16 protein-coding genes are annotated in these 19122 nt (G+C 53.4%); 12 read left to right on the forward strand and 4 right to left on the reverse strand.

What is annotated here, in order from left to right:
- Positions 1 to 20: 20 nt before the first annotated feature.
- From fusA to AC4FIC_RS10295, 7 genes are all read left to right on the forward strand, one after another.
- On the forward strand, positions 21 to 2120 hold the full coding sequence (fusA, locus tag AC4FIC_RS10265) for an elongation factor G (protein WP_100258444.1): 2100 nt from the start codon (positions 21 to 23) through the stop codon (positions 2118 to 2120).
- Positions 2121 to 2157: 37 nt separating this feature from the next.
- The gene (gene tuf, locus AC4FIC_RS10270) at positions 2158 to 3351 is read left to right on the forward strand and encodes an elongation factor Tu (RefSeq protein ID WP_100258443.1); all 1194 of its coding nucleotides are present in this window, start codon (positions 2158 to 2160) and stop codon (positions 3349 to 3351) included.
- Between the two features lie 267 nt (positions 3352 to 3618).
- Positions 3619 to 4047, forward strand: coding sequence for an NUDIX hydrolase (locus AC4FIC_RS10275; RefSeq protein WP_100258442.1), 429 nt, complete (start codon positions 3619 to 3621; stop codon positions 4045 to 4047).
- Positions 4048 to 4297: 250 nt separating this feature from the next.
- The gene (glgB, locus tag AC4FIC_RS10280) at positions 4298 to 6451 is read left to right on the forward strand and encodes a 1,4-alpha-glucan branching protein GlgB (protein WP_100258441.1); all 2154 of its coding nucleotides are present in this window, start codon (positions 4298 to 4300) and stop codon (positions 6449 to 6451) included.
- A gap of 59 nt (positions 6452 to 6510) precedes the next feature.
- Entirely contained in the window at positions 6511 to 8634 is a 2124-nt protein-coding gene (gene glgX, locus AC4FIC_RS10285; protein ID WP_100258440.1) for a glycogen debranching protein GlgX, read from the forward strand.
- Between the two features lie 87 nt (positions 8635 to 8721).
- Positions 8722 to 9723, forward strand: a complete 1002-nt coding sequence (locus tag AC4FIC_RS10290; protein ID WP_100258439.1) for a nucleoid-associated protein — start codon at positions 8722 to 8724, stop codon at positions 9721 to 9723.
- Between the two features lie 27 nt (positions 9724 to 9750).
- Entirely contained in the window at positions 9751 to 10218 is a 468-nt protein-coding gene (locus AC4FIC_RS10295; protein ID WP_100258438.1) for a YehS family protein, read from the forward strand.
- 3 nt (positions 10219 to 10221) lie between these two features.
- Here AC4FIC_RS10295 and arfB read toward each other — a convergent pair whose 3' ends face one another.
- The 3 genes from arfB to AC4FIC_RS10310 all read right to left on the reverse strand — a co-directional run bounded on the left by arfB (position 10222) and on the right by AC4FIC_RS10310 (position 14020).
- Positions 10222 to 10647, reverse strand: a complete 426-nt coding sequence (gene arfB / locus AC4FIC_RS10300; protein ID WP_405124665.1) for an alternative ribosome rescue aminoacyl-tRNA hydrolase ArfB — start codon at positions 10645 to 10647, stop codon at positions 10222 to 10224.
- 81 nt (positions 10648 to 10728) lie between these two features.
- Positions 10729 to 12675 (reverse strand): acetoacetate--CoA ligase, encoded by a 1947-nt coding sequence (locus AC4FIC_RS10305; RefSeq protein WP_273286309.1) that lies wholly within the window; start codon positions 12673 to 12675, stop codon positions 10729 to 10731.
- Between the two features lie 142 nt (positions 12676 to 12817).
- Positions 12818 to 14020 carry an ATP-binding protein gene (locus AC4FIC_RS10310; protein WP_100258436.1) on the reverse strand — a complete coding sequence of 401 codons (1203 nt, stop codon included), beginning with the start codon at positions 14018 to 14020 and terminating at the stop codon, positions 12818 to 12820.
- Positions 14021 to 14160: 140 nt separating this feature from the next.
- Between AC4FIC_RS10310 and AC4FIC_RS10315 the strand changes: the two genes are divergently transcribed.
- The gene (locus AC4FIC_RS10315) at positions 14161 to 14604 is read left to right on the forward strand and encodes a chemotaxis protein CheW (RefSeq protein ID WP_100258435.1); all 444 of its coding nucleotides are present in this window, start codon (positions 14161 to 14163) and stop codon (positions 14602 to 14604) included.
- Here AC4FIC_RS10315 and AC4FIC_RS10320 read toward each other — a convergent pair.
- On the reverse strand, positions 14601 to 15497 hold the full coding sequence (locus tag AC4FIC_RS10320; RefSeq protein WP_100258434.1) for an SDR family NAD(P)-dependent oxidoreductase: 897 nt from the start codon (positions 15495 to 15497) through the stop codon (positions 14601 to 14603). The genes AC4FIC_RS10315 and AC4FIC_RS10320 overlap by 4 nt on opposite strands.
- 165 nt (positions 15498 to 15662) lie before the next feature.
- Here AC4FIC_RS10320 and AC4FIC_RS10325 point away from each other — a divergent pair, with 165 nt between their 5' ends.
- The 4 genes from AC4FIC_RS10325 to AC4FIC_RS10340 all read left to right on the forward strand — a co-directional run.
- Positions 15663 to 17147: an ATP-binding protein gene (locus tag AC4FIC_RS10325; RefSeq protein ID WP_100258433.1), complete on the forward strand. Its 1485-nt coding sequence runs from the start codon at positions 15663 to 15665 to the stop codon at positions 17145 to 17147.
- A complete protein-coding gene (locus AC4FIC_RS10330; RefSeq protein ID WP_100258432.1) occupies positions 17144 to 17833 on the forward strand; it encodes a response regulator in 690 nt (229 codons plus the stop codon). Before AC4FIC_RS10325 ends, AC4FIC_RS10330 begins: the two co-directional genes overlap by 4 nt.
- Before the next feature lie 145 nt (positions 17834 to 17978).
- Complete coding sequence (locus AC4FIC_RS10335) at positions 17979 to 18476, forward strand: Spy/CpxP family protein refolding chaperone (protein WP_100258431.1); 498 nt, start codon at positions 17979 to 17981, stop codon at positions 18474 to 18476.
- Between the two features lie 161 nt (positions 18477 to 18637).
- Positions 18638 to 19122: hypothetical protein (locus AC4FIC_RS10340; protein ID WP_476194986.1), on the forward strand; the 485-nt coding region annotated here is incomplete at its 3' end.

Consider the following 19122-nt stretch of genomic DNA (forward strand, 5'->3'; position numbering starts at 1 on the left):
CTGGATACGGAGATAGAGTCGTGGCTCGCAAAACTCCTTTAGAACGCTACCGAAATATCGGTATCGTAGCGCATGTAGACGCTGGTAAGACAACGACTACAGAGCGCGTCCTTTTCTACACCGGTATTTCTCATAAAATCGGTGAGGTGCACGATGGTGCAGCGACAATGGATTGGATGGAACAAGAGCAGGAGCGTGGTATTACCATTACTTCTGCTGCTACCACCTGTTTTTGGCGTGGTATGGGTAAGCAATTTGACGAACATCGGATCAATATCATTGATACGCCGGGCCACGTTGACTTCACCATTGAAGTTGAACGTTCGCTGCGCGTACTCGATGGTGCTGTCGTGGTGCTCTGTGCTTCCTCGGGCGTGCAACCGCAAACGGAAACTGTATGGCGTCAAGCCAATAAATACCATGTTCCGCGTATGGTGTTCGTCAACAAGATGGACCGTGCCGGCGCTGACTTTCTGTTTGTTTTAGAGCAAATGAAAGATCGCTTGGGTGCCAACGCTATTGCTATGCAATTGCCTATTGGTGCCGAGGACGATTTCAGCGGTGTAATCGATCTAGTATTAATGAAAGCCATTCACTGGAATATGGAAGACCAGGGTATGACCTTCGAATACGGAGAGATTCCAGCTGATATGGCCGACATCTCTGCCGAGTACCGTCTGAAATTGGTTGAAGCTGCTGCTGAAGCCAACGACGAGTTGATGGAAAAGTACATGGAAACTGAAACCTTGTCGGTCGAAGACCTCAAGATCGGTTTGCGTGCACGTACCATTGCCGGTGAGATCGTTTTGACTCACTGCGGTTCTGCGTTCAAGAACAAGGGTGTGCAAGCCGTTCTCGACAGCGTGATCGAATACATGCCGTCGCCAACTGAAGTGAAGCCAATTGAAGGTATTTTGGACGATGGCGTAACGCATGAAGCGGTACTGGCATCCGATGATGTACCTTTTGCGGCTTTGGCCTTCAAAATCGCTACTGACCCATTCGTGGGTACTTTGACCTTTGTCCGTGTCTACGGCGGAGTATTGAAGTCTGGTGATGCGGTGTTCAACTCGGTTCGTGGTAAAAAAGACCGCGTCGGCCGTATGGTTCAGATGCACGCTAACAACCGTGAAGAGATCAAAGAATTGGCAGCCGGTGATATCGGTGCGTTGATCGGCGTGAAAGATGTGACCACTGGGGACACCTTCTGTGACCCGAGCCACATCATCACGTTGGAGCGCATGGACTTTCCCGAGCCGGTTATCTCTGTTGCTGTTGAACCAAAAACCAAGGCCGACCAAGAGAAAATGGGTGTTGCTTTGGGTAAGTTGGCTCAAGAAGATCCTTCTTTCCGGGTTCATACCGACGAAGAAACCGCACAAACGATCATCGGTGGTCAGGGTGAATTGCACCTTGATATCATCGTTGACCGCATGAAGCGTGAGTTCAAAGTAGAATGTAATGTTGGTGCGCCACAAGTGGCCTACCGAGAGCGCATTCGTGAATCGGCCGAAATTGACTCCAAGTTTGCCCGTCAGTCGGGCGGTCGTGGTCAGTACGGTCACGTGGTTATTCGCTTTGAACCTGCTGAAGATCCAAACGCTGAAGGCCTCGTTTTTGTAAACGAAGTGGTCGGCGGTACGGTACCGAAGGAATACATTCCTGCTGTTCAGAAAGGTATTGAAGAGCAGATGAAGAATGGTATTTTAGCCGGTTATCCGTTGCTTGGTCTGAAAGCGACATTGATTGATGGTTCCTATCACGATGTCGACTCAAACGAGATGGCGTTTAAGATCTCTGCCTCGATGGCCGTCAAAAAGCTGAAAGAGAGAGCGAATCCGGCCCTATTGGAGCCCGTCATGCAGGTTGAAGTTGTTACACCTGAAGACTACATGGGCGACGTTATGGGCGACTTGAACCGTCGTCGTGGCACACTGCAAGGTATGGGTGATGGTCCGACAGGTAAGGTCATTGACGCAGAAGTACCGCTTTCCGAAATGTTCGGTTATGCAACGTCTTTGCGCTCTATGTCTCAAGGTCGAGCGTCTTATACAATGGAATTTGCAGCTTATAAAGAAGCTCCAAATAACGTTGTTGAATCTATCATTAAAAAATCGTAATTAGCTAAGCTAGTGCTAACTTTAGAGGAAATACCAAATGGGTAAGGCTACATTTGAACGAGTTAAGCCCCACGTAAACGTGGGCACAATCGGTCACGTTGACCATGGTAAAACTACTTTGACTGCGGCTTTAACTCGCGTATGTGCAGAGACTTGGGGCGGTTCTTTCGTTGCTTTTGACGGCATCGATAACGCACCGGAAGAGCGTGAGCGTGGTATCACCATCTCTACCTCACACGTTGAGTACAACTCGCCTGCGCGTCACTATGCGCACGTTGACTGTCCTGGACACGCCGATTATGTGAAAAACATGATTACTGGTGCTGCTCAGATGGACGGCGCGATCCTGGTTTGTTCTGCTGCTGATGGCCCGATGCCACAAACGCGTGAGCACATCCTGTTGTCTCGTCAGGTTGGCGTACCGTACATCGTCGTGTTCCTGAACAAGGCTGACATGGTCGATGACGAAGAGTTATTAGAGCTGGTCGAAATGGAAGTTCGTGACCTGTTGTCACAGTACGAATTCCCAGGTGACGACACGCCTATCATCATCGGTTCTGCACTGATGGCATTGGAAGGCAAAGACGACAACGAAATGGGCACTACCGCTGTTCGTAAACTGGTTGAAACTCTGGATTCTTATATTCCTGAGCCAGTTCGCGCCATCGACCAGCCTTTCTTGTTGCCGATCGAAGATGTTTTCTCAATCTCTGGTCGTGGCACCGTGGTTACAGGTCGTGTTGAACGCGGCATCGTAAACACCGGTAACGAAGTTCAGATCATCGGTATTCGTGCGACTACAACTTCGGTTGTAACGGGCGTTGAAATGTTCCGTAAGCTGCTTGACGAAGGTCGTGCAGGCGAGAACATCGGTGCGTTATTGCGTGGTACTAAGCGCGACGACGTTGAACGTGGCCAAGTATTAGCGAAGCCAGGTTCTATCACTCCGCACACAGTTTTCGAGTCTGAAATCTACGTGTTGAGCAAAGAAGAAGGCGGACGTCATACTCCGTTCTTCAAGGGCTATCGTCCACAGTTCTACTTCCGTACAACCGATGTAACGGGTGCGTGTGAACTGCCAGAAGGCGTTGAAATGGTTATGCCAGGTGACAACGTTAAGATGGTTGTGACTCTGATCTCTCCAATCGCGATGGATGAAGGCTTGCGCTTCGCCATTCGTGAAGGCGGCCGTACTGTTGGCGCCGGTGTTGTTGCTAAAATCATCGAGTAATCGATAATTTGGTAAGAACAAAAAAGAGCGCTTCGGCGCTCTTTTTTTTGCCTGTGATAAACGGTTAAGTACCCCATTAACGTTATACCTCGCCCTGCAGGACCTGCCGTTCTGCTCACCCTAAGCCCCCCTCGGTATTGTGATCTAACCCCTGTTTGCGCTTATCTGTTAAAGTTATGGTCCTAAGCTCATTCGAACGATCGTAAATCTACTCCGCCTAGTGGTTTATAATCAATTAGGTTGCAAAAATCATAAGGTAAAAGTGCCATGAAAAGAGCCTGTCCGATCGTTTATCGAGAGTCTGCCATGGGGCTTGAGATCTTGGCGTTCAGCCAACCCACCGCTGGCAAGCAGCTGGTGACCGGTCTTATCGGTGCCAAAGAGACCTTGGCGGCATCCTGTGTGCGCTCACTACGCCAGGCATCGGGTCTTAAAGGTAAAGCGAAGCGCTATATTGGCAAGGAACTGATGGCGGACGTCGACGCGACCTATGGCTTCTACCTGATGGAGACCGACCCAATCCTGGTGGAGCATTGGCAGGTCGCCGAGGTCAGCGATGAGCATGAGCCTAATGAGTTCTTCTGGCATCGGCTCGATCAGCCTCTGGGTGAGGACTGGCAGCCGCTCTACCAGGAGCTCATCAGTTATATTGCCCGACACTTTAATCCAGTAACCGGCCAACCCTCCGATCCCTAGGGTTGCCCGAGGGAGGGCCGGGCGCTAGTCTTGGCTGCTGGCCATCCCGGTGCTAAATCGTCTCTGTTATCCCCCGGTAGCTTGGATTATCCAGTTGAATATGTGTCAGTGGCATCAAAAAACTCCACCCTGTCCTGTCTGCACCTGCTTTCTTAGCCGTATTCCGCTAATATCGAAACAACGATTAAAGTGTTAATTACGGATTGGTAGTCTTAAGCCCAATAACAATTATAAGGAGACCCCTCGCCTCATGACTCATCTTGCGAAGCGACTAAACAATGTTCTCGAAGCGCGGCCATTCGATTCCTTAGGTGTTTTTCCGCAGGATAAGGCATGGTTGATACGAGTCTTCCTGCCGGATGTTGATCGCGTTCGGGCGCTGTCTATTGATGGCACAGTAGATTACGGAGCGATGGACCAGGCAGGTCCCGGTTTGTTCGAATTGTGTGTTGAAGGCGCTGATAAACCTGTTTATAGCCTCCAGGTCGAGAAGGGGAAGGATAGCTGGCGGGTCGTGGACGCCTACCAGTTCACCGAACGCGCCCTCGAGGATTTCCCGTGCAGTTCAGATACCCTGTATAAAACCATGGGTGCTCAGTTATGCAGCACTCCGACCCGTCAGGGTCCGCTGCACGGTGTGCGCTTTGCCGTCTATGCCCCCAATGCTCGATCGGTCAGTGTGATCGGCGATTTTAACCATTGGGATGGTCGGATTCATCCGATGCAAAGCAGTGAGGATGGTATCTGGCGCCTGTTTGTGCCGGAACTTGCTGCCGGCGCCAAATACAAGTTCGAATTAAAGGACATGCGCGGGCACCTGTTGCCGCACAAGTCCGATCCTTATAACTTCTATTGCGCCCAATATCCGGAATTCAATTCCATTGTCTTTGATCACAGCCAGTATCCGTGGCAGGACCAGGCCTGGCAAGCACGCGAGATTGTTGCGGCAACCAAGGCCCCAATGACGACCTATGAGCTGCATGTTGGGTCGTGGCGCCATATGGAAGGTCGCCCCATGACTTACCGCGAACTGGCCGACCATCTGATTCCTTATCTCTGTGAAATGAACTTCAGCCACGTCGAATTCGTACCGATCAGTGAGCATCCATTCGATGGCAGTTGGGGATACCAACCATTAGGGCTTTTTGCGCCGACCAGCCGATATGGCACGCCCGATGACTTCAAGTATTTTGTCGATCAATGCCATCAACAAAACATCGCGGTTCTGGTCGATTGGGTACCAGCCCATTTCCCCTCTGATACCCACGGCCTAGCCCGATTCGATGGCACAGCGCTCTACGAATATGAAGATCCGCAACGCGGTTGGCACCCCGACTGGAACTCCTATATTTACGATTTTGGGCGCTTCACTGTGCGCGACTTCCTGATCTCATCGGCCTTGGTTTGGCTCGATTATTTCCATATTGACGGCCTGCGGGTCGATGCCGTCGCTTCAATGCTGTACCTGGACTACTCGCGCGAAAGTGGTGAGTGGGTCCCGAACGTGAACGGTGGCAACCACAATTATGAGGCCATTGAACTGGTCAAGCGCTTTAATACCACGGTTTATGGCCGGTTCCCGAAAGCCATTACCATTGCCGAGGAGTCAACCGCCTTTGATGGGGTTACCCGGCCGGTGTTCGCCGGCGGCTTAGGTTTCGGCTTCAAATGGAATATGGGGTGGATGCACGATTCGCTTGCATACATTGGTCGTGACCCGGTGCATCGAGCCTACCACCACGACGAATTGACTTTTTCGATGGTTTATTCATTTAACGAGAACTTCGTCTTGCCCCTATCCCACGATGAGGTCGTGCACGGCAAGGGCTCCATCCTGGCGCGGATGCCGGGCGATGAATGGCAAAAAACCGCGAACTTACGGGCCTATTATGGCTATATGTACGGTCACCCTGGGAAAAAATTAAACTTTATGGGCAACGAATTCGCCCAGGGTATCGAGTGGAACCACCAGGCCCAACTTGACTGGTATTTGTTGCAGTTCGAACGTCACAGCGGCATGCAAAACTTATTCAAGGATCTCAATCGGTTGCATCGTGATGAAGCCGCCTTGCATCAACGTGACTGCGATCCGAGTGGCTTCCGCTGGTTGAACCACAGCGACTCCGCCGCCAGTGTGTTCAGCTTTGCCCGGTTTGGTGATCAGGGCGAGCTGGTGCTGGTAGTTTCGAATATGACGCCCACGCCCCATGCTCGCTACCGGATCGGTGTGCCCAGTGCCGGTCAATATGAAATAATCCTCAACACCGATTCGCATTTTTATGGTGGAAGCAATTACCATATCGGCAATCTATATGACAGCGCCGATGAACCGGCCAACGGGCTAGAATTTTCATTGGATATTAGCGTGCCGCCGTTGGCGACCATTTTTCTGAAGCGAATTTAACAGGCGTACAGGGTAACCAAGGGTATCGGTTGCTCGCACGATAGGAGAGAAGGTTCCCCATGATGACTCGAGTAAGTCCGGTGACGGGCGTAAGTGCAGGGAGGCCCTTACCGCTGGGGCTCAAGGTTTTAAGTAATGGTGTTAATTTCGCCGTGTACGCGCCCCTGGCCCAGGGTATTGAAGTCTGCCTATTCGATGAGCAAGACAACGAGCTGAGTCGGCATCGCCTCCCGTCGCGCACTGGGGATGTTTGGCACGGTCATATCGACGGGATGTTGGCGGGACGGCGCTACGGTTATCGCGCCTATGGCCCCTTTGAACCGATCAATGGGCTCTGGTTTAATCCCCATAAGGTAATTATCGATCCCTATGCGCCGGAAATATCGGGCCCGTTAACGGCTAATAGCTATCTTTTTGCGCACGATGCCGAGGTCCAAGGCGACTTTGTGATGGATCTGAAGGATAACGCCAAGCACGTTCCGAAAGGGCGCATACCGGGTCAGATGCCGTTCCAGTGGACTGCCGAGTCACCGCACATCAGTTGGCGGGAAACGCTAATATATGAGTGCCATGTTAAGGGCTTTAGCCAAAAGAATCTGGCCATCCCCGAAGCCATCCGGGGCACCTATTTGGGTCTGGCGCATCCGGCCAGCATTGAACATCTGCAGCGCCTGGGCATCACCTCGGTCGAACTCTTGCCCTGTTTTGCCTTTATGCCCGAACACCGTCTCAATGACCTCGATCTGACCAACTATTGGGGCTATAACCCGGCGTTGTTTTTTGCGCCGGAGCCGCGGTATGCCCACCAAGATGCGGTAACCGAGTTTAAGACCATGGTTAATGCCCTGCACCAGGCCGGCATCGAGGTGATCCTCGATGTGGTTTACAACCACACCGCCGAAGGCGGCATGTTGGGCCCGGTCATTGCCAATAAGGGCCTACATCCGCGCAGTTTTTATCGCTATTTTGAGGACAATTATAGCCATTACATCGATAACTCCGGCTGTGGCAATTCGGTTAATAGCCACCATCCCTATGCGTTGAAATTGATTCTCGACAGCATGCGGCACTGGATGAGCGAATATCGGGTCGATGGCTTTCGCTTCGATTTGGCGGCCAGTCTCGGACGCGAAAAATGGGACTTCTCGCCCGAAGCCACCTTCTTTAAGGCCATTATGCAGGACCCCGTTCTATCCGCGGCCAAACTGATTGCCGAGCCATGGGATATCGGTCGGCACGGCTATCAATTGGGTCATTTCCCAGAAAATTGGTACGAATGTAACGATAAGTTTCGCGATACGGTACGCCAGTTTTGGCGCGGCGATCAGGGTATCACTGGCGACTTTGCTACCCGCCTGATGGGCTCCAGTGATGTCTTTCACAAGGGCGCCATGGGCTATTCAGCGACCATTAACTACGTCACCTACCATGATGGCTACACCCTGCACGACCTGGTCTCCTACAACAATCGGCATAATGAGGCCAACCAAGAACACAATATGGACGGTCACGGCAATAACCTGAGTTTCAATCACGGTGTCGAGGGCGAAACCCGCGACCCGCAAATTGTCGAGCGACGCGCTCGGCAGAAGCGTAATTTTATCGCCACCCTGATGATGTCCCAGGGTGCGGTGCATTTTCTCGGCGGTGATGAGCTGGGCCGGACTCAGCGCGGCAATAACAACGCCTATTGCCAGGATAACGATATCAGCTGGTATCAATGGGACGAACGCGATATCCAGCTCGAAGCCTTTACTCGGCAGGTCATCGCGTTGCGCAAAAGCAGTTCCTTGTTCAGCGACATGGTGCTCAAGGGCCAGCTGAATTTCCAGTCGCCCTTTTCATCCGACGAGGTGCACTGGTATCGGCCGGACGGCTATGTCATGGAGATCAAGGACTGGCATGACCCGAAAACCCAGTCGTTCGCCATGCTGTTATCCAGTGACATTAAGAATCCAGCGGTAAATTTGCACCTCTGTGATGAGTATTATCTGGTGATCTTCAATGCCAGCGCTGCCGACATGGAGTTTACCCTGCCGGCTAATCCGATCAGTGGTTGGGTCACCCTGTGCGATACGGCGCGAAATAATGGCCTGCTACCTGAGGAGCCGCCGATTGTTAAGGGCGCGTATCTGTTGCTGGCCCAATCCGTGGTTGTATTGGGCAAGGCCTATTCGTCCTGAACCGCGCACCGACAGCGAGTTTGTGTCGGTGCGATGCACGCTCTATACTGCGCCGTTCCGATACGCTAACTCGAATGTGACCGCCTCATGTCTATCAGCAATGCCATTGTTCATCAATTTTTCCGTAACAGCACTACCAACGCCCTGCAGCTGCGTGCCGATGAGCTTGGCATTGATGAGCCGTTGCATGACCTCCTAGGTCAGGTTAAGAACGCCTTCTATAATCGCAGCAACAAGCAGTATGGTCGCTTCAGTGACGAGGCCGGGCACGTTAAAGCCCTGGCCGGTCAATGGGCCAGCCGGAGCCTAGGCTTTGTCACCCTAACCGAGCAGTGGATGAAGCACTTGCAAACGGAATTGATTGCTCGTGAGTTAGATATCGAGGGTTATTGGCTGTTTGCGCAAGAGACGTTGGAGCAGGGTGACCAGCTGTGGTTCTTTCACTTTAAACACAAGCCCGGCCTGTATCTCAGCCATGACTTAGATTTGGGCGACGCAGCGATGATTGATTTTAGTCGTTTAGGCTTTGGCGGCGTCATAGACTTGGCGGCTTTGAGCCGAAAAGATGCGCAATATTTGACGCTCAGCTTCGGTTTTGGTGACCGGTCCTTGCAGGTGGCGTTACTCGATGTGGTTAATTTCGTCGATACCTTGGACACCTCGGTCGACACCGACCGCTTTATGGCCATCGTCAAGGCCTACAGCGAGACCTTACCCACTGAGAAATGCGCCAATTATCGCCGCAAGGCCATCGAATACTGTACCGAGCAAGACAAGCTGGGTGAGACGGTGGTGTGTAACGACATATCCGTGGCGCTGGCCAGTGCTCAGGATCCCGCCCGGTCGGAAAGCCTGGTGACCTTTATGCAGCAGACCGAGCCTGAGGCGAAGGCCGAATTTATCCCAGATCGGAAAAGCCTGAAAAAATACCTGCGCTACACCGGCAAAAGCAAAGAAGTCTCGATCAGTTTCAGTAATGATATTCTCGGCAAGAACGTTAATTTCAATCCGGAAAACGAATCGCTCACCATCACCAATTTGCCGGCAGCCTTGCTCAAACAGCTGAAAGAAGAATTAGGTCAGCTGTAACTCAACCCATTGTGCACGAGAGCGACTATGACCAATAACGATGTACTACGTCGAATACGCTATATTTTTAGCCTGACCGATAAGAAGATGATTGCCCTGTTTGCCGCCGGTGGTCTGGAGGCGACTCGCGCCGACGTCAGCCAATGGTTGAAAAAAGATGAGGATCCGGATTTTCAGAAATGTACCGATCTCAAGCTCGCACGCTTTCTGAACGGTTTTATTATTGAGCATCGCGGCAAGAAAGAGGGCGAGGAGCCCGTGGCCGAAACGCGCTTGACCAATAATATTATCTTCCGAAAACTGAAAATCGCGCTTAATCTGACTTCGACCGACATACTGGCCCTGCTGCAGGAAACCAACTTCCGCCTCGGCAAGTCTGAGCTATCGGCTTTTTTCCGCAAACCGACCCATGTACTGTATCGCGAGTGCCAAGACCAGATACTGCGCAATTTCCTTCAGGCGCTATTGCACAAGCATCATAAACCCCAGCCCTGAAGCTCAGTCCTGAACCCGGCCGCGCAGCGCCTTGGTCTTGCCGTTTTGGGTTTTGCTGTCCATGCGCCGACGTTGGGAGCCGCGCGTCGGTTTGGTGGCACGACGCGCCTTTTGCACGACGCCAGCACCTTGAATCAGCTGCTGCAACCGACTGAGGGCTTCGGCGCGGTTTTTTTCTTGGGTGCGAAAGGTCTGGGACTTGATTACCAAAACGCCCTCGCTGGTGATCCGACTGTCGTTCAGCGCCAGCAAGCGCGCCTTATAGAACTCTGGAAGGGAGGATGCTTGGATATCAAAGCGCAGGTGAATGGCGCTGGAAACCTTGTTGACGTTTTGCCCGCCCGCGCCTTGCGCCCGAATGGCGTTCAGTTCTATTTCATCGTCGCCGAGAGCGATATTTGCCGTAATCAATAACACACTATTGTTCATCTAGGGGCTGAGTTGTCAGTTTACCAGAGCGCGGTGCCGGCTGCCGGCGAAATATCATCTCGCCGACCCCGAGCATGCCTTTTAGCTGCCCTTATTCAAATGCTCGGCCCAAAGGCGATACTGCTCCAAGCACTCGGCATTGGCCAGTGCCGAGAGGTTTTGCGGTGCCTCGCCGCGCAGTATTTGGGTCACCGCCAATTCGACTTTTTTGCCAGACCGGGTATAGGGAATGGCCGCGACCTCGAGGATATGGCTGGGCACGTGGCGCGGCGTGGTGTTGCTGCGAATCGCCTGACGGATGCGCTGACGCAGCCCATCGTCGAGCACAATAGTAGGCGCTAGCTCAACAAAGAGCACCACCTCGACATCGTCTGTCGTGGCGCGGCCAACGACCAACGAGTCGGCTATTTCGGTCAAGCCATCTACCTGGCGGTAGATTTCGGCCGTGCCGATGCGCACCCCACCTGGATTCAGCGTGGTATCACTGCGGCCCAAAATCACCACCTGACCCTGCTCATCGATACTGCAGAAGTCACCCTGTGCCCAAACGCCGGGAAAGCGTTCGAAATAGGCGGCATGATAGCGACGATTTTGATCGTCCTGCCAAAATCCCAATGGCATGCAGGGGGCCGGCGCGGTGCACACCAGCTCTCCGCGTTGATCGATAACCGCCTTGCCCTCATCGTTCCACGACTCAATCGCCATACCCAGGTTGGCCGCCTGGATCTTGCCGCGCCGAACCGGCTGCCAAGGATTGCCGCCGACAAAGCAGGATACTATATCGGTGCCACCGGAAATTGAATGCAGCATCAAGTCTTGCTTGATGGCTTGGTATACCCAGTCAAAGTCTTCTGGTGCCAGCGGCGAACCGGTGGAGAACACGGTGCGCAGGGCACTGAGATCGAGATCGTCGGTGCTCAACTGTTGGCTGCGACAGGCCGCCAAAAATTTGGCGCTGGTACCGAAGTGCGTAAAGCCATGCCGGGCCGCTAACTGCCAAAGAACCGTCGGCCCCGGGTACATCGGATTGCCATCATAGAGTACCAGGGTCGCACCGGTGCTCAAGCCCGAGGCCAACCAATTCCACATCATCCAGCCGGTGGTGGTGAAGTAAAAGAAGACCGAATCGGCGGACAGATCGGCGTGCAGACGAAATTCTTTGATATGTTGCAGCAGGGTACCGCCCGCGCCGTGCACGATGCACTTGGGTTTGCCGGTGGTACCGGAGGAAAAGAGAATGTACAGGGGCTGATTAAAGGGCCAGCGGTGTAACTCAGGTACGGCGCGATCACCCTGCACCAGGCTGGCAAAGTCGACGCTGTTGGCCAGTGCGGGCGCATCGGGTAGCACGGCGACGTTGATCAGGTGTGTCACCGACGGTATCGCGCTGCGCAGCTGTGCGACCACCTCATGGCGCTCATAGGTTTTACCGCCATATTGGTAGCCATTACCGGCCAGCATCACCTTCGGTTCGATTTGGCTAAAGCGATCGCATGCGCCCTCAAAGCCAAAGTCTGGCGAAGCCGATGCCCAGATGGCACCGAGGTAGGCGGTCGCCAACATGCCGATCAAGGCCTCAGGAGTATTGCCGAGATAGGCGACCACCCGATCGCCGGGTTGTAGATTGCAGTCTTGCTTTAGGAAAGCCGCCAGCTGCAGGGTTTGGTCGGTCAGCTCACGGTAACTCAGACGGATCTCAGGTCGAGATTCACTGCAGGCAATCAATGCGCTGTGCTCCGGCTTACCGGCGGCTAACAGATTCTCGGCAAAATTTAAGCGCGCCTCAGGGAACCATTCAACCCCCGGCATCGACTGATCGGTCAGTACGCGGTCGCCCATCTCGCCGCGAACCTGGCCGAAACGCCAGACCTCCGCCCAAAATGCCGCCAGCTCGGTTACGCTGTAGTGATGCAGCTCCTGATAGCTGGCAAAGGACTGCCCACTGCTGTGAGTGAGTTGGCGGGCAAAGGAAGTCAATTGACTGGCTTCAATTTGCTCTGGTGAGGGTTGGAACAGGAGATCTGTCATCACAAACTCGCTAGTCAGGTGTAACGCTGGGCACCGTTAATTGGGTGCATCCATGCACCGCTGCTTCATCGAGGGTAGCGCTGAACGCGGCACAGGAAACTCATCAAATGTGTTGAGTGCTATACCGTTTCTGGGCCTAATGTCAGGGTACCGGTGCTGTTACGGGTATCGGAATTGGGATGGTAAGGGTACAGCAGAGGCCGCCCAGTTGCGAGGGGCCCAAATCGAGCTGTCCGTTAAACCAGCGCTCAACATAATGCTGTACCACACTGAGTCCGGAGCCCAGGTATTCATAGGGCTTGGAGGTAACGAAGAGTTTGAGAACTTCGACATATTGGTCCTGATCGAGACCCGGCCCAGAATCTTCGACCGTTACGATCAGCACCTTGGTGGTCTGTTTGAGCCTAACCAGGGTCCGTCCAGCGCTACAGGCCTCCAAGCCGTGAATCAGAGCATTGGTTACCAGTTCCTTAACCAGTTGGGTGAACAGGATCAAGGGTAGGCCAATAATCGCCTGGGCATCATCCGCCGTAACCTCTAGCTGATGTGAACTAGTGCCAAACAGGTCGGTAAATTGTCGCTGCCAGTATGCCTGGACCACCGATGCCGGCAGGTTTTGGCAGTCGCTATCGGTCGCGTCGTGCACCCTTTCCTCAAAATGGCGGTAAATGCGCGCCAATTGATCGGCGGACTTGCGTGCCGAGCTCAGTAGCGCTTGATTTTCGCCACTGAATTGATCGGTCGATAGCAGAGCCATAAAATTAATCAGGTTGCCTATCGAGCGAGCACTCATTGGCACCAGGCCGGCCAATTGCTCGGCCAATAAGACCATTTTACGGTTACTGACCATCTGCCCCTCGATCAGGGTGTCCTCCGTTTGATTGCGTCTGACAAGTTGTCCGAGGACGTTGGCATAGGTACGAGCCATCGCACACTGGTCGGCGGCGATCGGCAATTGGCTGACTAAATTGTCGACATAGATCCAACCCAAAAGACTATCACCGGAAAAAATTGCCGCTTGCAGCTGCCAGCCTGTGGCGACAGCTGCACCCAGATCTTGCAGCATGACGTTGTCACAATAACGGATCCGTTCTGCCTCGGGATGGACGATTTGATCGGCGCTAACGGGGGCGTAAAAGCCCCGTTCATTGCGCACTTGGCCCTGTGCATCGGTGCCCCAAGTGCCTACCTGTTGGTGCCGGGTCGAGTCATACAAGAGGATGCCTGCGCGGTCAAAACCCAATGGGTCTTGCAGGGCCATAACCGCACGCCGGAGCAGATCATCGAGGTTTTCGGCGCAGGCTAATTTCTCAAAAGCCGTATTTAAATGCTCTAAGCTGGACATAGTATTTTCACGCGGCTAGCCGACTAAAGGATTCATTCAAAGCTTAGCAGTCTTTTAGGATTTTCACCCTGAGGGCCATTTGCGTGCAGGCTGGTTGCACACTAACCTGAAGAGTAATAGCCGCGGTGAGGAGACGCCCAATGGACACCACGCAGATGTGGGTCGTGGTTCAATTAAATGCGCAACCGGTGGCATTTCCGGCAACATTGATTAAAGAAGTTGTGCCCTGGCAACCCCTAAATCCGGTGCCGAGTAAAGCCTTGGGTGTGATGGGACTGATCAATCTGCGCGGAGAGACGCTGGCGGTAATGGATGTGCTGACGATGAGTGGACTTGGTTGTATTGCGCAACCAAGCTTTATGCTGGTCCTGGACTTCCCCGACAGCCGAGTCGGGCTGGCGGTGGATCGGATTGAAGGGGTGCAGTATTTTACCGAGGAGCAGATCGATATCGACATGGCCGGTGGCTATATTCAAGGAACCACAAGCCGCGACGACAGGCTCTACCAGCTAATCAGTCCATCTGCCCTAGAGCAACTGATGGCCCGGTTTACCGACGTCAGCGCTATTATCGAGTCGAGCTAGTAGCGCGCCTTGACGGCCTCAAGCATGGCCAATAGGGCGAAGCGATCGGCGTCACTTTCTTTGGTCCAAAAAAAGACTCGCGTTCCGCGCGGTTGTCGGTCAAACCAAAACAGGCCAGATTTCAATTGTTGACCCTGTTCGAGGCACCAAAGAATGGTGTCGGCACCCTGTTCTGCCGTGCGTAAGCGTTTGCCCATGCGATTGGTGAAACCTGGCAAGGCTTCGGCCAATGCATCCGTGCCGACCCAACCAGGATGGGAGCACGAAAACACCAGATTTTTACAACGCTGTGCCAGGAGTCCGTTCAAAACTACTTGGGCTCGTTTGGCGTTGGCGTAACTGTTGACCTTGTCGTAGGTCCTGCTTTGCCAACCCAGGTCGTCCAATTGCAGTTTATGTAGGTACATCCCGCCACTGGCGACCCAATGAACCGGTGCGCCTGGCTGCAAACGATCCTCCTCGATCAGGCGGTTCAAGAGTAGGTAATGGCCGACCACCTGCGCCCCAAAGATCGTATCGAATTGACCATCCACCAGAGTCGGCGTACTGGGCATTCCGCCTGCGTTTAAGACCAGACCATCGTAGTGGCCTAGCGGCAGGGTTTGGATAGCCTTAAAATCACTCAAATCCAACGGCTGGAAGCTGACCTGCGTTTGGCCTGCGAAGTTTTGCTCGAAATCCTGTCGTGTCCGGGCGGTTACCGTGACCTCTGCGCCCATGGCCAGCAGGGCCTTGGTAACTGCGCCGCCAATGCCCCGGCTGCCGCCGGTCACTAGGAAATGTTTACCGGCAAACTTGGCCGCATTCAATTCCGAAAAATGGCGAGCGTGCCGGTGGTAGCCAGTTTGGTCAAAGGAATAAGCGATACTGAGATCGAGCAATTTATCGAACATAGTCTGAATCTCTGGGCTGGGGTATATGCGGAATATTTAAGTGCTATATACGATAATACCCGAGCATTGGGTCAATGCGTGTCTGCAAAAAAGGTCATTCAGGATGCACTTTCTTTGCACATTTGGCTGTTACTCTTAGGCAACTCGATAGGTGTATGAGGTTTTATGTTTGTGTCGATTCGTACCAAGCTTTTTATTCTACTGGTCTTGGCCAATGCCGTGATGGTGGCCGCTCTGTTAACGCTCAATGCGGTGACCTTCAGTCACAGTTTTTCATCCTATGTGGCGCAGCAGGAGTCGAGAAAGCTGGCGGTGCTGATCGATACAATCGCCACCCGCTATGACGTACAGGGCAATTGGGATTGGTTACGAGAGGATTCGGCAAGCTGGATGTCTGTCTTGCGTCAGTCCTTTTCGTCAGCCGAACTCAAGCGCATGGGTCGCTCCAATAACCGACTGCGCCTGAATACAGAACCTCCAGGGAGCAATTCAGAGCCGGAAAACGGCAACGGACATTCGAATCCACCTCCCCACAGTGACTACCTGGGCCGGCTGCGTATTCAGGATGCACAGAATCGACCGATATTGGGGCGTGGCAATGGAACGGAAAACACCCTCTGGCTCGATATTGAATCACCGCTGACCGGGCAATTGGTCGGCCGTCTGGGGTTTCAGCCAACCGCCCGAGTAGACGCCCAATTTGATCGGTTATTTAGGTCCCGTTTAAAGGGACAGGTCGTGGTCATTGGCCTACTCGCCATCACCTTTGCAGCCTTGTTCGCCTTACCCTTTTCCGGCTGGCTGGTGAAGCCGATTCGACGCCTAAACCGGGCTTTGCGGCAGATGGCCGATGGCGATTTGACGGTCTCAGTCGATGCCGATCGGCATGATGAGCTCGGGCAATTGGCCGGGCAATTCAATCGGCTGGCGGTGGTGCTCGAACAAAATCATCAGGACCGGCAACAGTGGGTCAGTGATATCGCCCACGAGTTGCGCACGCCGGTGGCGGTCCTGATGGCGGATATCGAAGCGGCTCAGGATGGCGTGCGTCAGATAGATGCCGCCTGGTTGACCACTTTGCACGGACATTCGGAGCGATTGAATCGACTCATTAATGATTTACATCAGCTCTCTCAGTCGGATTCCGGTACGCTCAATTACCGCTTCGAGGTAATCGATCTGGCCGAGTTAATGGTTGAAACCATCAGCCAATATCAAACCAACTTTGAGCAGGCGCACATTGAACTGGACTGGCAAGTGCCCGACCAACCCATCTGGGTGCACGGCGATGATAAGCGTCTGGTGCAGCTATTAACCAATCTGCTGCAGAACACGCTGCGTTATACCGACGGGACCCCAGACCAACCCGGTCAGCTGCGCGTCCGACTGGTGAGCGTCGCTGGCCAGAGTGAGCTGAGCTGGGAAGATTCCAGTCCAGGCGTTGGCCCGGAAGATCTCAGCAAGCTGTTCGATCGACTCTATCGCGTAGATGCCTCGCGCAGTCGGGCCAGTGGGGGGTCCGGCCTGGGTCTGGCCATCGTTAAAAATATTATCGAGGCACACGCTGCCAGTATCGAGGCGACATCGGGCCGTTTAGGCGGTTTACGTCTGGTTATCCGGTTTCCCGCGGTGCCGGAGCACGGCAGATGAGTCATATATTAATTGTTGAAGATGAACGTCATTTAGCCGAATTGGAACGGGATTATTTGCTCCGAGACGGCTTCGAGGTGACGGTTCTAAACCGAGGCGATGAGATGGCCACTTGGTTGGCGGACAATGTGGCCGACCTGGTTATCCTCGACTTGATGTTGCCTGGGCGCGATGGCTTGGATCTGTGTCGGGATCTGCGCCGGCAAGGTGATGTGCCGATAATTATCACCACGGCCAAGGTCGAAGAAATCGATCGGCTGGTCGGCCTGGAGTTGGGCGCGGATGACTACCTCTGCAAGCCGTTTAGTTTGCGTGAGCTGGTGGCCCGAGTAAAGACCGTGATGCGCCGGTCGCAGCAGCATCAGGCGCTCAGCGAGAAGGCATCACCTCGCCTCCATATTCCCGATCAGGGCAGTCAGGTTTGTTTGGGAGCGAACTGTATCGAATTAACGGTGGTCGAACTAAAGTTACTGCAACTGCTGATGAGCCATCCGCAGCAGATCTTCTCGCGCGATAAGATTATCGATCGAATCTATACCGATCGGCGTGTGGTGTCGGACCGAACCATCGACAGCCATATTAAAAAATTGCGCAAGAAACTCTTAGGCCTAAACGCCGAACACGACTATATCTACTCCGTCTATGGCGCCGGCTATCGCTTTCAAACCGAGCTCGACCGGCCCTAATCGAACTGGCCGCGCAACTTTTCAGTAGCCATAGGTCAAGGTTATGTCATTGCACATTTCTGCCATTTTTTATGCACCTTGTGGCGCGAAGATGGATCTCAACCAAGGCAATGGGCTTGGTCATTTTCCTCTAGGAGTCATAACCATGATGCACTTTAAGCAATATATCCGCACCATCCTAATAACCGTCACGCTAGCCACCGTCGCGGTCGCCACCTTTGCCATGGGTAACCGGGCTGTCGATCCGGCGCAGCGGATGAGCTATATCTTTAGCCAATTGAACCTAACCGAAAGCCAGCAAGCCGAGGTATTGGACCTACTTATCGCGTTTTCGGCTGATCAGCGCAGTCAGATGCAGACGCACAGGGAGGCTATGCGAGCGGCCGACCCCCGACCCACCCGCGCTGAACTGTTAGCGCTCCGAGATAGCCGCCGCAGCGCCCAGACTCAGGTGTTGACCGACCGTCTGAACACCCTATTGGCACCAGAGATAACAGCGGAACTGGTAACCTATCTCGACGCGCACCGTGGTGGGATGATGAGCGGTGGTCGGCGCGACGTAACGGGCTCTATCGGCGGTCGTGGCCACGGTAAACATCGAGGATATAATCAGAGCAGCAACCAGGAACGCATTGAGGGCTAATGTATCTCGGATTATGCGGTTCTCCTCAATGACTGTCTTTAGGTGTCTCTTATTCTTCAATTAAATACAGTTATACTTTTTGCATTGGTAATACTAAAATCGGTCGCAGATAGCAGATAGCAGATAGCAGATAGATTAACCCCTGAAATTAGGAATAAACCATGATCCAATTTAGTAAAAAGCTGCTCGGCGCGATGATCGCCGTTAGTCTGGGTGCTGTTTCCGTCAATACCTTTGCCGCAGAACTAACCCTGGACAACATATCCGAGGCTTTGGAATCCGCCGCACAGGACATTGAAGCGGCAATCAGTGATGTTTTGACCGCGGATTCGGTTGCTGAATCCAATGCAGTTGAGGCCACTTCAAAGCCTGAAGGTACTGCCCCTGGCGAGCAGTGTATAGAAGGCATCGAAGGCGAAGAGTGCACCGAGAATGGTGCCGGCGGGCCAGGCGAGGAAGGCCGCCCACTTCAGGAAGGTGAAGAAGGTAAACCCGGTGAGGAAGGTCGTCCACCTCAGGAAGGTGACCAGGCTGCCGAAGGTGACCAGGCTGCAAAGGGTGACCAGGCTGCCGAAGGTAACCAGGCTGCAAAGGGTGACCAGGCTGCAAAGGGTGACCAGGCTGCAAAAGGTGACCAGGCTGCAAA

This window comes from Reinekea sp. (genome assembly GCF_982785585.1).

What these genes read in the sequence shown, in the direction of transcription:
- tuf (WP_100258443.1), top strand. Translation starts at nt 2,158, where the DNA reads ATGGGTAAGGCTACATTTGAACGAGTTAAGCCCCACGTAAACGTGGGC.
- AC4FIC_RS10275 (WP_100258442.1), top strand. Translation starts at nt 3,619, where the DNA reads ATGAAAAGAGCCTGTCCGATCGTTTATCGAGAGTCTGCCATGGGGCTT.
- glgB (WP_100258441.1), top strand. Translation starts at nt 4,298, where the DNA reads ATGACTCATCTTGCGAAGCGACTAAACAATGTTCTCGAAGCGCGGCCA.
- glgX (WP_100258440.1), top strand. Translation starts at nt 6,511, where the DNA reads ATGATGACTCGAGTAAGTCCGGTGACGGGCGTAAGTGCAGGGAGGCCC.
- AC4FIC_RS10290 (WP_100258439.1), top strand. Translation starts at nt 8,722, where the DNA reads ATGTCTATCAGCAATGCCATTGTTCATCAATTTTTCCGTAACAGCACT.
- AC4FIC_RS10295 (WP_100258438.1), top strand. Translation starts at nt 9,751, where the DNA reads ATGACCAATAACGATGTACTACGTCGAATACGCTATATTTTTAGCCTG.
- arfB (WP_405124665.1), bottom strand. Translation starts at nt 10,647, where the DNA reads ATGAACAATAGTGTGTTATTGATTACGGCAAATATCGCTCTCGGCGAC.
- AC4FIC_RS10305 (WP_273286309.1), bottom strand. Translation starts at nt 12,675, where the DNA reads ATGACAGATCTCCTGTTCCAACCCTCACCAGAGCAAATTGAAGCCAGT.
- AC4FIC_RS10310 (WP_100258436.1), bottom strand. Translation starts at nt 14,020, where the DNA reads ATGTCCAGCTTAGAGCATTTAAATACGGCTTTTGAGAAATTAGCCTGC.
- AC4FIC_RS10315 (WP_100258435.1), top strand. Translation starts at nt 14,161, where the DNA reads ATGGACACCACGCAGATGTGGGTCGTGGTTCAATTAAATGCGCAACCG.
- AC4FIC_RS10320 (WP_100258434.1), bottom strand. Translation starts at nt 15,497, where the DNA reads ATGTTCGATAAATTGCTCGATCTCAGTATCGCTTATTCCTTTGACCAA.
- AC4FIC_RS10325 (WP_100258433.1), top strand. Translation starts at nt 15,663, where the DNA reads ATGTTTGTGTCGATTCGTACCAAGCTTTTTATTCTACTGGTCTTGGCC.
- AC4FIC_RS10330 (WP_100258432.1), top strand. Translation starts at nt 17,144, where the DNA reads ATGAGTCATATATTAATTGTTGAAGATGAACGTCATTTAGCCGAATTG.
- AC4FIC_RS10335 (WP_100258431.1), top strand. Translation starts at nt 17,979, where the DNA reads ATGATGCACTTTAAGCAATATATCCGCACCATCCTAATAACCGTCACG.